We start from the raw sequence: 14,915 nt of genomic DNA on the forward strand, positions 1-14,915 counted from the left end.
CCGCCCGCGTGTCCAGCGACGCCCTATGTCGAGGCCAGCCCTTGCGCTGGGCTGACGTCCGGGGCGGCCAGCGCCTTGGTGTCGATGCGACGGAACAGGAACTTGCTTTTGTTCTGGTCGAACACATAGATCGCTGCCAGCGGAATGGCCGTGATCAGCACCCCGGTGAGCACATCGGCGACCGCATGATTGAAGAGGTTGAGCAGCGGTACAGGCATGAGTGCCTTGGACAAGGTATTGGCGACATACAGGCCAATCACTGTGGACGCCGTACCGAATAACACCACGGCAATTTTCTCGTACTTCTGTTCCGCCTCGCTGATGAGTACGCGAACGCAGCGCACGGTGGACAGTGTGCACTCCCTGATGATCGACAGAACCAGCGCTGGCAGCTTGACCAGCATGGAAATCAGGATCTGTGGGATTGCACTGAGCACACCCGCCACACCGCCTTCGATACCTGCCTGACGGGCCTGCGCCATGACATTGCGCTCCTCGAAGCGGGCATTGAGTTTGGCGGACAGCTTCTGGCGGCGCTCATCCAGGCCTTTGAGAACGCCTTGTTTATCGGTGATGAGGCCTTGCTGGGTGATGTCCTTGATTTCGTCCACGAAAATATCGACGGTTTCGGCGACGATGACCCCGACGACTTGCTGTGCGGCCATTCTCGCCCCGGCATCGGCAACGGACAGGCCGATCTCCTTGAGCGCCTGAAGCCGGATCGAGGCGAGCTGCGCTTGGGCTTTTTCATACTTCTCCAGCGCATCCTTTTCGCTGATGGTCACCTCCTTGTCGTTGGCGCCAATGACGAACCGGATGATGTCCGGGTTGTCGGGGTCGCGCGTGCCGTATCGATCGATGTAATCGGTCAGGTCCTTGTCGCCCTTGGAACCGTTGAGCGAGTCATCGGCGAAAATGAGGTTTTGCTTGAAGTTGATGGCATCGATGATGCCGTCGTCATCGGTGGCTATCCGCAGCAGCAAATCGTTGTAGATCTGCTTTTTGGGGATGATGTGCTCGATGTCGGTTGACCAGGGATCGAGCGTGTTGTCAGGGCTTGCGTCATAACCATTGGGGAGCCAGCTGAAGGTGTTGCGCCCTTCTAAACGGCTGTCGTTCATGGCCGCAAAGTTTTCATGGTCGTGCAGGTTGTTTTCTTTCTTGAAGTCTTTGTAACTGACTGAGAGGTTGTCGTACTTGGCTTCGTTGCTGCGATCAAGGCCGGCGACGACCGGGGACAAGCAGAAGGCGGCAATGGCTCTGCGCAGGGCTTCCTGCTTGGTTTGTTCGAAGATATGGTCGACATCCCTAGGGCGCGCCGGGAGCTTGTTCTTGACTTCGGAAATGATCTGATCGGTGTCCTTGTCGATTTCCATCGTTCTGGAAAAGTACGAAGACACTTTCTCAGCGCTGAAGCTTGCATAACCTCGGACTTTTTCAGAGGAGCTGGAGTAGAACGCACTGGTGGACGCACTGATCTGTCCGTACTTTTCCTTGGCTTCATCCGACAGCCAGGACAGCTGCTCTTTGCTGGAAACCACCAGGGTGCTGCTGGCGGCCGAGTCAGCGAGGTCGCCGACTTTTTCACAGGTGGCCGAGTACGCGTCGCTTACGCCGTCAGCCAAGCGTTTGGAGTAGTCAACGGTTTTGTCCTTGGTATCGATCAAGGCGTCCTTGCTGCTCGAAACGGCCTCGGAGAGCTTGTTGCCCAGAGACTCGAGTTTCCCTTTGAAAAAACTCATGCAAACGTTCCTTCTTGATACCGAGTAAATGGAGGCAGTATGCCATTGCTCTCAAGAAGTGCCAGCCGTGCGAGGCTGGCGCTGTAGGGATCAGCCACCTCAGAACTTCTTGCTCACACTTGCCACCCAGGGCGCTGCCGGTGTCGTTGGAGTCGTGCAGGGTGACGCCTTCGGGCCGAAGATCCTGGCGGTGTACCCCAGCCATCGGCGGGCGACGGGGAAGCGGCTGGCGTTCATCGAATACCTGGAGCGCACGGAACTGAACGCCTAGCCTTCGATGGCCGGTTCGCTGGCGGCACCCTGCTCGAACACATGGACACGGTTGCGTCCTGCCGCCTTGGCGGCGTACAGCGCATCGTCCGCCAGTGCCAGCAGGCGTGAGAGTTCGTAGCCGGCGGCCTCGCTGGTGACGATGCCGATGCTGACGCTCAGGCTCCCTGGCGTCGGCAGTGCGGCGCTGTGAAAGCGCTGGCGAATGTTCTGCGCGACCAGCGTCGCGATCTGCTCCCCCGCACCGGGCAGGAGGCAGGCGAACTCCTCGCCGCCGATCCGGCCAAACACATCGCCGTGGCGCAGGTTGCGGGTCGCCAGGTGGCTGAAGGCGATCAGCGCCTGGTCGCCTGCCTGGTGGCCGAGGCTGTCGTTCAAGCGCTTGAAGTGGTCCAGGTCGAACAGCAGCAGGGCGATGGGGGTATGGGTACGCTCGGCCTCGGCCAGTATCTGCTCGCCTTGGCTGATGAACGCCCGGCGGTTGCCGATGCCGGTCAGCTCGTCAGTGTTGGCGGCGGTCTTGTACTTCTTCTCGGCCTGCTCCTTGACCATCGCCAAGGTGATATAGGCGATGCCGGTGGCATAGAGCATCGACTCCAACAGCATGACGGCAAAGAACCGCGCGCCGTTGCCGCTGCCGGACAAGGCGGTCTCCAGCGAGAGGCCTTCATCGACGAGGAGGCGCACGATATAGAAGCCGGTGTGCATGCTCATGATCGTCAGTGCCGGCAGATACGCCATGTCCGTGCGTTTACGGCACCGCCACAGCTCGATGATGCCCAGGCCCGAATAGGCTGCGGCCAGGGTCGAATACACCGTGATGCGCAGCGCCAGCGACTCGTAGAACACCGGCGTGAGGCAGAACAACAACCACACCACCATGCCAAGGGCGATGCCGGGCGGGTAGGGCGCGCGCCCGGCCAGGGTGCGCATGGCCGTCCAACCCAGCGCAGCGGACAGCAACAACACGATATTGCCCAGTACCAACGGGACGAGGTCGTAGCCGCGCCCGCGCAGGCTGATCAAGGCGACGCCCAGTGAGGCCAGCAGCAACGTCGCGCCCAGGTACCCCAAAGGCCGTTCACGCTTGCCACGCGCCCAGGTGTGCAGGGTGAGCGTGCCCATCAGCCCGAGCAGGAAGACGGTGACGAGAATGAGGGTGGGGATACTCAAGAGCACGGGAAATCCTTTGGGCTCGGCGGCAGGTCCATCAGTCTTTCCATGTTAAGCGCCAGCGTGGCAATTTGCCAATGCGCAGAAAGTTGCAGGTTTCGGTATTGGCGCGACAGCCATTAGTGTGCCGAGAGTATCTTCAAGTTTGTTATATGGTGGGCGAAAGTATTGTTAAACAACCTGTTTCTTGGGGCGCCAGCGTCGCTCGTCGCGACGAGGCCGCTGCCTGCGATCGGGAGCAGAGCATGCAGGCCCCCGAACGAGGCAAAACCGGTACTGGAGGCGCCCTGCGCGTGGCCTGCCGGACCCAGGGCCAAGGACCGAAAAGCACAAGACTTTCGAGGGGAAAAACCGGATAATGGCGGCCATTTCGTTTTGCTCGTCACGGTATCCCCCGCATGGAAATCAAGGTCAACTTTCTCGACAATCTTCGGCTTGAAGCCAAGTTTGATGACTTCACGGTCGTGGCCGACCAGCCGATTCGCTATAAAGGCGATGGGTCGGCACCGGGGCCGTTCGATTATTTCCTGGCGTCCTCGGCCTTGTGTGCGGCGTACTTTGTAAAGTTGTACTGCACTACGCGAAATATTCCGACCGATAATATTCGACTGTCGCAGAATAATATTGTCGACCCGGAAAACCGCTATAAGCAGATCTTCAAGATTCAAGTGGAATTGCCGGCCGATATCAGCGAAAAAGACCGCCAGGGCATCTTGCGCTCGATCGACCGCTGCACGGTGAAGAAGGTCGTGCAGACCGGGCCTGACTTCGTCATCGAAGAGGTGGAAAACCTCGACGCCGATGCCCAGGCGCTGCTGATGGTGGACAGCGACCCGAACGCGAGCACCTATATCCCTGGCAAGGACCTGCCGCTGGAGCAGACCATCGCCAACATGTCGCAGATCCTGGCCGGTCTGGGCATGAAGATCGAGATCGCTTCGTGGCGCAACATCGTGCCCAACGTGTGGTCGCTGCACGTTCGCGATGCCCATTCGCCGATGTGTTTCACCAACGGCAAGGGCGCGACCAAGGAGAGCGCCCTGGCTTCGGCACTGGGCGAATTCATCGAGCGCCTGAACTGCAACTTCTTCTACAACGACCAGTTCTGGGGTGAGGACATCGCCAACGCCCCGTTCGTGCACTACCCGGACGAGCGCTGGTTCAAGCCGGGCCGCAAAGATGCGCTGCCGGCCGAGATCCTCGACCCGTACTGCCTGGAAATCTACAACCCCGAAGGCGAGCTGCGAGGCTCGCACCTGTACGACACCAACTCCGGCAACGTGGAGCGTGGCATCTGCTCGCTGCCGTATGTGCGCCAGTCCGATGGCGAAGTGGTGTACTTCCCGTCCAACCTGGTCGAGAACCTGTTCCTGAGCAACGGCATGAGCGCTGGCAACACCCTGGCCGAAGCGCAGGTGCAATGCCTGTCGGAAATCTTCGAACGTGCGGTCAAGCGCGAAATCCTCGAAGGCGAGCTGGCGCTGCCGGATGTGCCGCAGCAGGTGTTGGCCAAGTACCCGGCCATCCTGGCCGGTATCCAGGGGCTTGAAGAGCAGGGCTTCCCGGTGCTGGTCAAGGATGCCTCGCTCGGTGGTGAGTTCCCGGTGATGTGCGTCACGTTGATGAACCCGCGCACCGGCGGTGTGTTCGCCTCCTTCGGCGCGCACCCAAGCTTCGAAGTGGCGCTGGAGCGCAGCCTGACCGAGCTGCTGCAGGGCCGTAGCTTCGAGGGCCTGAACGATCTGCCTCAGCCGACCTTCTCCAGCCATGCGGTGACCGAGCCGAACAACTTCGTCGAGCACTTCATCGATTCGAGCGGCGTCGTGTCCTGGCGTTTCTTCAGCGCCAAGGCCGATTTCGAGTTCGTCGAATGGGACTTCTCGGGCCAGGGCGAGGATTCCAATGCCCAAGAGGCCGCCACGTTGTTCGGCATCCTCGAGGACATGGGCAAAGAGGTGTACATGGCGATGTACGAGCACCTCGGTGCAACCGCCTGCCGCATCCTGGTGCCGGGCTATTCGGAAATCTACCCGGTGGATGACCTGATCTGGGACAACACCAACAAGGCCCTGTTCTTCCGCGCCGACATCCTCAACCTGCATCGCCTGGACGACAACGCCCTGGCGGCGCTGGTCGAGCGACTGGAGGAGAGCGAGCTGGATGACTACACCGACATCACCACCTTGATCGGTGTCGAGTTCGACGACAACACGGTCTGGGGCCAGCTGACCATCCTGGAACTCAAGCTGCTGATCTACCTCGCCCTGGAACAGTTCGAGGCGGCCAAGGAGCTGGTGGAGACCTTCCTGCAGTTCAACGACAACACCGTCGAGCGCGGGCTGTTCTACCAGGCCTTGAACGTGGTGCTGGAAGTGGAGCTGGACGAGGACCTGGAGCTGGCTGACTACGAAGCCAACTTCCGCCGCATGTTCGGCGATGCGCGCATGGATGCGGTACTGGGTTCGGTTGACGGCAGTGTGCGTTTCCATGGCCTGACGCCGACGAGCATGAAGCTCGAAGGCCTCGACCGCCACCTGCGCTTGATCGACAGCTACAAGAAGCTGCACAGCGCTCGGGCCAAGGTGACCCTGCGCTGAGCCAGTCGCCAGTCTTGGCGGCTACTTTTTTCGCGGCGTGATCCCACGCCCACCGGATCGGCGCCGATCTGGTGGGCGCGGGTTTACCCGCGAAGAACACGCCGCAGAAGGGCCTGGCCTTATGCGCAGGCGCCGGCCAGCGCCTTGCGTCTGCCCATCAGCCAGTAGTAGCCGAGTGCCGGGAAGACCAGACCGACCGCCCAGGCCAGGTCCACCCCTTGCAGGTGGGTGGCGATGGGGCCGGCGTACATCGAGGTGTTCATGAACGGCACCTCTACCACGATGGTGACCAGGAACACGCCAATCGCGACGCCATTCACCCGGCCATAGATACCGCTCGGCCGGAAGATGTCCTCGATGCGGTACTCCCCTTTGCGCACGACGTAATAGTCGACCAGGTTGATGGCCGTCCAGGGGATCAGGAAGTAGCTCATGAAGAAGATGAAGTTCAGGAAGAACGCGATGAAGTCATCCTGGGCAAGCGTGCACAACCCGGTGGCCGCAGCGGCGATCACCAGCAAAAAGCCCGCCCGCACCCACGCGGTGACCTTGAGCGCGGTGAACGGCTCGATCACGGTCACCGTCGACATGAACGCCCCATATAGATTGAAGACGTTGATGGCGATCTGGCCGTAGAGCACGAAGGCGAACATCAACACCGTGCTGCCACCGAGCAACCCCACAAGATTCAGGCCGACGTTGTCCCCGAATCCGTTCAGCGCCTTGGCCAGCACAGCACCCAGCAACATCATCCAGCTCCCGCCAATCACCGTGCCCAGGTAGCTGTACCAGAACACCTGCCGCGTGGGGGTAGCGGTGGGCAGGTACCGGGAGTAGTCGGCCACGTAAGGCGCATAGGAGAGCTGCCAGGTCACGGCGATGCTCACCGAAGCCAGGAAGGTCGGCAGGCTGAACCCTTCGAGCGACCATTGCCCGGCTGGCAACGGCAAGCTGAGTGCCAACCCGGTCGCGATACCGAATACCCCGAGCGATGCCAGCGTCAGCAGCTTTTGCAGGCGGTGGATCAATTGGTAGCCAAACAGCGCGACCAGGAAGCACACCGCACCCAACACCACGATGTTGCCGCCATTGCCGATCGGGCTGGCGTTGGCGACGGCCTGGGCGGCGAGCAAGGTGTTGCTGACGAAGAAGCCCAGGTAGATCAGCATCACGAACAGCAGCGGCACGATGGCGCCATAGACGCCGAACTGTGCCCGGCTCTGGATCATCTGCGGAATGCCAAGCTTCGGCCCTTGGGCAGAATGCGAGGCCATGAACACGGCGCCGATCAGCGAGCCCAGCAAGATCGACAGCGCACTCCAGAACAGGTTGAGGCCCAGGCTGATGGGCAAGACGCCGGCCGCGACCGTGGTGATGTTGGCATTGGCGCCGAACCACACGAAGAACAGCGAACGTGCCTGACCGTAGCGCTCGTGCTCGGGGATGAAATCGATGCTGCGATTTTCAACTTTCATGACGGGTCTCCACACTCAGCAATCACGGGCAAGACGGTTATCGAAGCGCTGGATCGCTTCGACGAATGCCTCGGGGTGGAAGGCGAGGTGGTCGGGCGTATCGGTACGCACCGAGCCTGCCGGTTGCTGCTGCCAGCGACGTAGCAGCTGTGGGGTGGAGAAGATCTCCAGCCCGTAGATCCAGTTGGAGAGGATCATCAGGGCTGAATAGTGCGCGCCCAGGGTCGTTGCTGCGCAGGCATCGGCGACCAGGCTGAGGGTGAAGTCGTGCTGGTAGGCGTCGAACACGCTGGCCATGACACATACATCGGTCAATACGCCGAGGACCACCAAGTGCTCGATGCCTTGTTCACGGAGTTTCTGCGCCAGGTCTGTGCCATGGAAGGCGCTGTAGCGGTGCTTGTCCAGCACCACGTCGCCGGCCTGTGGCGCCAAGGTGTCGAGGATTTCTATCGCTGGGGTGCCAGCGCGGTAGGTGGTCGGTCGACCGTGCGCGTCCACGGGTTCGCCGGGGGCCAGGTTGTGGCCTTGGGCGTTGTTCACGTGGCGGGTGTAGATCACCGGGACGGCGAGGCGGCGGGCCGCGTCGATGAGGGCGCCGGCATTGCCGACGACCTCATCGAAACGCGCCAGGGGGAAGCCGTCTTCCTGTTGCAGGTCGATCACGAGAAGTGCGCTCTTGCAGGTCATGGTAACTCTCTCGGGTACAGTGCCCCTGACGCCGTCGAAGGAGGCGCCTTGAGGGCGAACGAACAGTCGCAGCGCCCAGGTGAGCCGGGCGCTTTTGGAAAAGGTCGAGACGATGCTCGAAGAGGAGGCTTACGCGACTATCTGCCAGAACCCGTTCTGTTTGGCCGCCACGCAGGCAGGGAGGCGTGGCAAGGTGACCTGAGAGGGGGCTACCCCATGGCGAAGGAAGCCTTGCATGGCGCTGGGCACGGCATGCCTGTCATACCCGGCCACACGCGGGGCAGGGGTAGGACGACAGCCTGTGGTAGTGAAGAAAGTGCCCATGTGGGGTGCCCTGGAACAGTTGAACCAGGGAAAGCAATCTTCAGGCCATGATCAGTATTTTGGCTGTAAGGCGCATTTCACGCGCCTTTCGACAGCCCAGAGGATGAGTCTATTTTGGTATGCCGTAATACTGTGATACCAAAAGTAGCGAAGCGTGCCTGGGATCAACAGGCCGTGAGGTCCAGCACCGCATCCTTGATCCAGACCCGGGCCCCAGCCTCGCCCGCCACCGCTTGGAACGCAGTGCCTGGCGGCAGACGCATCCAGCTCCAGGGGTGCAACGCAAAGTCGTCCCCCCGTAACTGGCCGTCGAGCACGAACAGCTCCAGGCCTCGTGGGTTGGCAATCTCCAGCGTCTCTCCGGGCTCGGCCTGCAGCACCCATACCCGCTCATGGGTGTTGTGCCACAGCGCCTGGCTACCCTGGTCGGGCACCTGCGCGACCACACGCTCGCGATCCTCGGGATGGAACTGGCGCAGGTGCACGAAGATGACGCAGCCCTCGGCCGCCCCCGGCGAGTGTTGGCTGCCGGGCGGGTTGCGTACGTAGCTGCCGGCCGGGTAGTGGCCATGTTCGTCCTCGAAGACCCCCTCTAGCACCAGGAACTCCTCGCCGCCCGGATGGGCGTGGGCATTGAACCGGCTGCCAGGGGCATAGCGCACCAGTGAGGTGGCCCGGGCCTGCTCCTGGCCGATGCGGAACAACAGGCGGCGCTCCACCCCAGCTTGGGGGCTGGGGATCCAAGGCAGGTCATGCCCTTGCACGATTACCGTTTGACGAAGGTCGGCATTGATCAGAGGCGGCATTGCCATCGAAGTCATCTTCCTCTATGCGATCAGCTGATGATCCACCGCCGTCGCTGGAAAATCGAGGGCAAAAAAAGCCCAGCGTGCGCTGGGCTGGGGCTTTACGGTCTCACTGCACGAGACCGTTGTACACCACCGTCGCCACGCCATCCTTCTTGATGGTCAGTTTGTTGCCTTCGGCCAGTGACTCGACGACTTCGGAGCAGCCATCGACTTCCTGCTTGCCGTCCACGTACTCGCCCTTGGTGTCGAAGCTGAAGACATAGGTGGAGGCTGGGCAGGCGTTACCGCCTTCTCCGGTGGACACCACCACGACGTACTTGCTAGGGCCGAACGAATAGGCTTTCTCGATGGTGACATAGCCGGTGGCTTCGGCATCCTCGACGACCGACTCCATGACGTTCACGACGCCGGCGCGCGATGGGTACATCAGCGCGGTACCCAGCTCCATGCTCTGGATGCTGAAGGGGCCTGCGCTGTCGCCGCTGACCAGCAGCGTTTCGTAGGCCATGGTCGGTGCGGCGGGGGCCAGTTCCGGCGCTACCGGGGGCTTGGCGGCGAGCGCTTGCGGGGCCTGCGGGCTGACGCACTGGCCGCTTTCGCAGATGCGATCGCCTTTGCAATCGATATCCTTGGCGCATTGGCCGGCGGGCGCGCTGGCCTGGGTGGGGTTCTGCTCGGCTTTGTCGCAGCCGGCCAGGGCCAGCGCGATCAGGGTGCAGGCAAACAGACGCTTCATGGGGTGAAGTCCTTTTCCAGTCAGTGAGGTGGCACAATAGTATCGCGCAATCGCGCCCGGTTGTCTCAAGCGCTTGATTTCAGAGGCGCATCAGCGGGTGCCCGAGCGCTGTCGCTTGATCCGGTACATGTCGCGGTCGGCATGGCTGAGCAGTGCGTCGGCATCCTCGCCGTCCGCCGGGTAGCAGGCCACGCCGATGCTGCAGGAAGGCATTTTGATTTCGCCGAACTCGGCGCCCAGAGGCTCGGCCATGGCGGCGAGGATCTGCGCGATCTTTTCGGACACCGCGCTCTGCGACGAGGTGTCGGTCAGCAGCACGATGAACTCGTCCCCGCCCATGCGTGCCACGGTGTCGGTCTCGCGCACGCAGGCTTCGAGCCGTCGCGCGACTGTGCACAGCACGCGGTCGCCCGCCGCGTGTCCGTGGACATCATTGATGCCCTTGAAGTCGTTGATGTCCACGAACAGCAGCGCCAGCGTGCGCTGGTGGCGGTGCGCCGTGCGCAGGGCCGACGCCAGCCGGTCGTTGAACAGCGAGCGGTTGGTCAGCTTGGTCAGTGGGTCATGGTGGGCGAGAAAGCGCAGCTCGCTCTCGGCCTGGGCCAGGGCCGTGACGTTGCGCGCGACGCCGATGCGCGCCCCGACCTCATCGGACCAGAAGGCTGCCCACAGGATGTGCACCACCTCGCCATCCTTGCGGATGTAGCGGTTGCGAAAATCCACATGGGGTTGGCCATTCATGATGCGGATGATCGAGGCGCGGGTGGCCTCCAGATCGTCGGGGTGCATGTAGTGGGTGATCGGGGTGCCGACCAACTCGCTGGCCCGATAGCCGAGCAGGGTTTCGCAGGCGTCGCTCACGAAGACGATGTCGTTGTCCCGGTCGACCACAAAGACCGTGTCCAGCATCAGGTGGATCAGTTTTGGGTAAAGCGCTTGGAGGTCGACGGGCATAGGTCACGGAAATCCGGTACAGGGGTGTTCGCGGCGCAAGACAGCATACAAGGGTCATGCCCGTGTCACTACTGGGGTGGGAAAGAAATCCCTCGGTGTCGATGGCCGGCAGATCGTTCAACTTCTTCTAGAGTTTCGCTATGGGGTCGAAATCGTCTGGAGTTACAGGGCCGGGTAGTCGCGGTTGAAATCTTCGGACATACCGGCCAGGCTCTGCAGCTTTTGATCCTGGAGTCAACGAGATGTGGGGAAAACCTGCGCGCCAGAGCCCGTCGTGGGTCTTGTGCACCTTGCTTGCCATCAACTTGGGGTTGGCCGCCGGCTGTAGCAGCAAGGCCAGCACGTCTCGATACGCAGCAGCGGGGTCGAACTGCTATGCCAAGGCGTTGCCGACGGCGGGTGAGGGCGGTCTGGCCTGGGGCGCGAGCATGAGCATTGCCCGGCAGAAGTCCCTTCACAACTGCATGCGCTACGCCAGCCGTTCCGGCGGTACGCCGCATACGTGCCAGGTGGTATTGGCCAAATGCAAGCGCTGATGGCCAGCGCAACCTGAGCGAATGTCTTCATCCTTTTTGTCTATGGCAAAAATTCGTACATCGGCGCGACAAGTTGTCTGCTTGACTTTGCCAGGGGCGTAATCGTTGCGTTAAACTTGACGTCAGGGTCAGTTTTTGTGATTTCCACTCCGACCTTGCTTTCGGAACGTCAATGATTCCGCCCTCCGAGCTCTCAAGTACCAGAATACGTCATGGGCAGACTCGCTCTGCCCAGAGGATGAAGCATGACCAACCGTGATATTTCCCGGCGCGCCTTCCTGCAAGGCGGCGTGATCGCGGGCGTAGGGGTGACCCTCGCGCCGCTCGGCAGCCCAGCCTTTGCCGCCCTGATGGAAAACAGTGTCACCACTTCGCCGCAGAAGTGGATGAGCCATGACGGCAAGACACGTTTTCGCAACGATGCGCTGTCCAAGGTGTGCGGCAACAAGGTGTTCGCCCGCGACATCCGCGCCAAGGACATGCCCGGCTGGCCCCAGCAGCAGGGCCACGCGCTGCTGCTCAAGACCATCAAGGCTGACCGCATCTATGCAGGCCTGGACCTTGCCTGGCTGGGCGCCGACCTGCAGCCGGACCGCGTCGTCACTGCCGAAGACCTGCACAAGGACGGCATCGCCTGGCCCGAGGCTCACTCGCCAGACCCACTGCTGCCGCCTGGCAAGGTGCCGATGTTCATCGGCCACCCCGTCGCGATCCTGATCTGGAACGATTTCGAGCGTTACCGCCAGGCCAAGCTCAAGCTGCAGTTCAACGACAAAGCGATCCGCTATGGCGCCCAGGCGCCGCTGTACCAGGGCGACCCCTATGGCAGCTTCCGTTTCGTGCGGGTGGCGGGCAAGACGCCGTTCGAGGATGACGAGTTCTCCAGCCTGAAGAATTCCATGCTGTTCCCCACCATCCTCAACCGTAAACCGGTCTGGACCAACGAACCCAAGCAGCACGGCACCCTTACCGAGCAAGGGCTGTTCTACGCCAACCGTATGGCCGACCAGCTCAAGCAGGCCCCCGAGGGATGGCTGGTGTTCGACGAGCGCTACAAGACGCCTTCGATCGAGCCGGCGGCGCTGGAGCCGGACAACGGCAATGGCTGGTACGACCCGCAAAGCGGCACGCTGCATTTCGTGGTCGCGACCCAGTGCCCCTTCGAGGTGGCGCAGGAATGCGTGCACATGATCAAGCCGTCGCGCTTTGGCCTCAAGACGCTGAACATGCACCCGGGCTACACGGTCGGCTACGGCTCCAAGGACAACAACATCTTCGTGTTCTACGCCGCCGTCGCCGCCCTGTATGGCAATGGTGTGCCCGTGCGCCTGGCCAATGACCGCTACGAGCAGTTCCAGAGTGGCATCAAGCGCCATCCGTTCGACATCCACTACCAACTGGCGGTGGACAAGAAGGACATGTCGTTCAAGATCTTCCGCGCCGACATGAGTGTCGACGGTGGCGGACGCGCCAACTACAGCGCCTCGGTGGCCGCCGTGGGCGCGACCGCGGCGCAGTCGATCTACTACATGCCGCAGAGCGACCTGGCCGTGACCGCCTACCATTCCCGAGGTGTCGAGGCCGGCTCCATGCGTGGCTACGGCACCCTGCAGACCATGGCCGCGACCGAGATGATGGTCGATGAGATCGCCGGTCGCCTGGGGGTGGATGCCATCGAGCTGCGCCGTGTCAATGCCCTGAAGTCGGGCATGAAGAACACCCAGGGCGCCGTGCCTGCTGGTGCCCTGCGTCTGCACGAGATCCTCGACAAGGCCAGCGCCCACGAGCTGTGGAAGAACCGCGACGCCTACAAAAAGTCCATGGAAGCCAAGGACGCCGACAACTGGTACGGCGTGGGCTTCGCTATCTGCCAGAAAGACTTCGGCACCGGCGCCGAAGCACCCATGGCGAGCATCGAGTTCACCGCCGACGGGCGCATCAGCCTGCGCCATATCGGCACCGAGCTGGGCACGGGCATGTCGACCTCGCAGGCGTTCGTGGTCAGCGACTTCCTGGGGCGTCCGGCCGACGAAGTGAAAACCGCCGAAACCGAGTGGCCGGAGCTGCAACTGGCCACCCACGGCAACCCCTACCTGATGAGCCAGGCCGAGCAGGACGCCGCCCTGCGCGACCCGCGCTGGGTCGGCAAGCTGGCCTCACCATCCTCGGCGACCAACTCGGCGTTCTACTTCAGCCACGCCACGCGCGAAGCTGCACGGGTGCTGTTCAACCACGGCCTGTGGCCGGCCGCGCTGTCGCTCTGGCGCCAGGGCCCGTTCGGCGGGCAGGCCAACCCGTTGGTGGTGCGCCGCGAGAACGCGGTCTGGGTCAACGGTGAACTCACCGGCAATGGCCTGGCACCGATCCCGTTCGCCGAGCTGGCCAAGAAGGCCCACGAGATGGGGCTGGTGACCGGCGTCAGCGTTCACGCGTTCAACCGCTGGAGCTGGGCCGAGTCCGACTTCGTCATCGATGGCGTGCGTGAGCGAGTGCCGCTCGATGCGATGGCCGTCAAGTATGGCGACGGCGCGCCGAACGCGAAGAAAGCGCAGATGAGCAGCGCCAGCTACCACCTGCTGGACCGGCAGAACGCCGCGTACCCGGCCACCCAGTTGAACAACGCCATGGTGACCTACTACAGCCCGGTGGCGACCCTGGTGCAGGTGAAGGTGAACAAGGGCAGCGGCCAGGTGCAAGTGCTCAACCACCACAGTTGGGTGGAGTGCGGTCGTGTGTTGGTGCCCGAACTGGTCAAGGGCCAGCTCGAAGGCGGCATCGCCATGGGTATCGGCCATGCACTGACCGAAGAAATGCCGTTGTACGAAGGTGGCCCGGGCGAGGGCGACTGGAACTTCAACCGCTATCGCTTGCCGATGGCCAAGGACGTGGCGGTGTGGCAGCAGACCTCGGAAATCCTGCCGCCGCTGTCACCGACCGACCCCTCCAAGGGCATCGCCGAAGTGGTGATGATCCCGGTGGTCGGCGCGATCGGCAATGCCGTGGCCCATGCCATCGGCAAGCGTGTTCGCGACCTGCCCATCACCCCCGCCCGCGTCAAGGAGGCCCTCAATGGCTAACCGTCCGCTTCAAATGACCTTGAATGGTCAATCCGTCGGTCCGGCCGAAGTGCCTGAAGACCTGGCGATGATCGACTACCTGCACGAATACCAGAACCTTACCGGCTCCCGCCTGGGCTGTGGCCAGGGCATCTGTCACGCCTGCGTGGTGATCGTCGACAACCCCGATGGCACCAGCGAAGAAGTGCGCACCTGCATCACTGGCGCGCATTACTTCGAAGGCAAGAAGGTGCGCACTATCGAGGGCCACGCCAAGCATGACGAGGCGGGCAACCTGAGCGAGCTGAACCCGATCCAGCAGAAGTTCGTCGACCGCTTTGCCTTCCAGTGCAGCTACTGCGCGCCGGGCTTCGTCAACGCCGCCACCGTGCTGGTGGAAAAGGCCCAGCGCCAGCCGCTGAAAAAGAGCGAGCTCGAAGGCGCCATCGAAGCGAGCCTGGGCCACCACATCTGCCGCTGCACCGGGTACGTGCGTTACTACGACGCCACCCGCGAGGTGCTCAGCGACCTCGGCCTGGTCAAGGAGGGTTGA

Annotated in this window: 12 protein-coding genes; 5 read left to right on the forward strand and 7 right to left on the reverse strand. The window is 62.2% G+C overall.

What is annotated here, in order from left to right:
* Window positions 1-23: 23 nt before the first annotated feature.
* Window positions 24-1,742, reverse strand: coding sequence for a hypothetical protein (locus IEC33019_RS06195; protein WP_070093096.1), 1,719 nt, complete (start codon window positions 1,740-1,742; stop codon window positions 24-26).
* A 109-nt stretch (window positions 1,743-1,851) separates the two neighbouring features.
* Between IEC33019_RS06195 and IEC33019_RS06200 the strand changes: the two genes are divergently transcribed.
* Window positions 1,852-2,013: a hypothetical protein gene (locus IEC33019_RS06200; RefSeq protein WP_157765870.1), complete on the forward strand. Its 162-nt coding sequence runs from the start codon at window positions 1,852-1,854 to the stop codon at window positions 2,011-2,013.
* Here the strand turns inward: IEC33019_RS06200 and IEC33019_RS06205 are convergent.
* A complete protein-coding gene (locus IEC33019_RS06205) occupies window positions 2,010-3,191 on the reverse strand; it encodes a GGDEF domain-containing protein (protein WP_070093094.1) in 1,182 nt (393 codons plus the stop codon). The genes IEC33019_RS06200 and IEC33019_RS06205 overlap by 4 nt on opposite strands.
* Window positions 3,192-3,583: 392 nt before the next feature.
* On the opposite strand from IEC33019_RS06205, the gene IEC33019_RS06210 reads away from it, so the two are divergent.
* On the forward strand, window positions 3,584-5,782 hold the full coding sequence (locus IEC33019_RS06210) for an OsmC domain/YcaO domain-containing protein (RefSeq protein WP_099593185.1): 2,199 nt from the start codon (window positions 3,584-3,586) through the stop codon (window positions 5,780-5,782).
* A 119-nt stretch (window positions 5,783-5,901) separates the two neighbouring features.
* Here IEC33019_RS06210 and IEC33019_RS06215 read toward each other — a convergent pair whose 3' ends face one another.
* The 5 genes from IEC33019_RS06215 to IEC33019_RS06240 form a co-directional block, all read right to left on the reverse strand.
* Window positions 5,902-7,257 carry a purine-cytosine permease family protein gene (locus IEC33019_RS06215; protein WP_070093092.1) on the reverse strand — a complete coding sequence of 452 codons (1,356 nt, stop codon included), beginning with the start codon at window positions 7,255-7,257 and terminating at the stop codon, window positions 5,902-5,904.
* A gap of 15 nt (window positions 7,258-7,272) precedes the next feature.
* On the reverse strand, window positions 7,273-7,947 hold the full coding sequence (locus tag IEC33019_RS06220; RefSeq protein ID WP_070093091.1) for a cysteine hydrolase family protein: 675 nt from the start codon (window positions 7,945-7,947) through the stop codon (window positions 7,273-7,275).
* A 488-nt stretch (window positions 7,948-8,435) separates the two neighbouring features.
* Complete coding sequence (locus IEC33019_RS06230) at window positions 8,436-9,083, reverse strand: cupin domain-containing protein (RefSeq protein ID WP_306282538.1); 648 nt, start codon at window positions 9,081-9,083, stop codon at window positions 8,436-8,438.
* 103 nt (window positions 9,084-9,186) lie between these two features.
* Entirely contained in the window at window positions 9,187-9,816 is a 630-nt protein-coding gene (locus IEC33019_RS06235) for a hypothetical protein (protein ID WP_070093089.1), read from the reverse strand.
* Window positions 9,817-9,906: 90 nt separating this feature from the next.
* On the reverse strand, window positions 9,907-10,770 hold the full coding sequence (locus IEC33019_RS06240) for a sensor domain-containing diguanylate cyclase (RefSeq protein ID WP_070093088.1): 864 nt from the start codon (window positions 10,768-10,770) through the stop codon (window positions 9,907-9,909).
* A 242-nt stretch (window positions 10,771-11,012) separates the two neighbouring features.
* Here IEC33019_RS06240 and IEC33019_RS06245 point away from each other — a divergent pair, with 242 nt between their 5' ends.
* From IEC33019_RS06245 to IEC33019_RS06255, 3 genes are all read left to right on the forward strand, one after another.
* On the forward strand, window positions 11,013-11,306 hold the full coding sequence (locus tag IEC33019_RS06245; protein WP_070093087.1) for a hypothetical protein: 294 nt from the start codon (window positions 11,013-11,015) through the stop codon (window positions 11,304-11,306).
* 245 nt (window positions 11,307-11,551) lie between these two features.
* Complete coding sequence (locus tag IEC33019_RS06250) at window positions 11,552-14,383, forward strand: xanthine dehydrogenase family protein molybdopterin-binding subunit (protein WP_070093086.1); 2,832 nt, start codon at window positions 11,552-11,554, stop codon at window positions 14,381-14,383.
* The gene (locus tag IEC33019_RS06255) at window positions 14,376-14,915 is read left to right on the forward strand and encodes a (2Fe-2S)-binding protein (protein ID WP_070093085.1); all 540 of its coding nucleotides are present in this window, start codon (window positions 14,376-14,378) and stop codon (window positions 14,913-14,915) included. The genes IEC33019_RS06250 and IEC33019_RS06255 overlap by 8 nt, the downstream gene beginning before the upstream one ends.

It is taken from the genome of Pseudomonas putida (assembly GCF_002741075.1).
Classification (GTDB): domain Bacteria; phylum Pseudomonadota; class Gammaproteobacteria; order Pseudomonadales; family Pseudomonadaceae; genus Aquipseudomonas; species Aquipseudomonas putida_T.

Coding starts and splice junctions, on each gene's coding strand:
- IEC33019_RS06195 (WP_070093096.1), bottom strand. CDS start 1,742: ATGAGTTTTTTCAAAGGGAAACTCGAGTCTCTGGGCAACAAGCTCTCC.
- IEC33019_RS06210 (WP_099593185.1), top strand. CDS start 3,584: ATGGAAATCAAGGTCAACTTTCTCGACAATCTTCGGCTTGAAGCCAAG.
- IEC33019_RS06215 (WP_070093092.1), bottom strand. CDS start 7,257: ATGAAAGTTGAAAATCGCAGCATCGATTTCATCCCCGAGCACGAGCGC.
- IEC33019_RS06220 (WP_070093091.1), bottom strand. CDS start 7,947: ATGACCTGCAAGAGCGCACTTCTCGTGATCGACCTGCAACAGGAAGAC.
- IEC33019_RS06230 (WP_306282538.1), bottom strand. CDS start 9,083: ATGGCAATGCCGCCTCTGATCAATGCCGACCTTCGTCAAACGGTAATC.
- IEC33019_RS06235 (WP_070093089.1), bottom strand. CDS start 9,816: ATGAAGCGTCTGTTTGCCTGCACCCTGATCGCGCTGGCCCTGGCCGGC.
- IEC33019_RS06240 (WP_070093088.1), bottom strand. CDS start 10,770: ATGCCCGTCGACCTCCAAGCGCTTTACCCAAAACTGATCCACCTGATG.
- IEC33019_RS06245 (WP_070093087.1), top strand. CDS start 11,013: ATGTGGGGAAAACCTGCGCGCCAGAGCCCGTCGTGGGTCTTGTGCACC.
- IEC33019_RS06250 (WP_070093086.1), top strand. CDS start 11,552: ATGACCAACCGTGATATTTCCCGGCGCGCCTTCCTGCAAGGCGGCGTG.
- IEC33019_RS06255 (WP_070093085.1), top strand. CDS start 14,376: ATGGCTAACCGTCCGCTTCAAATGACCTTGAATGGTCAATCCGTCGGT.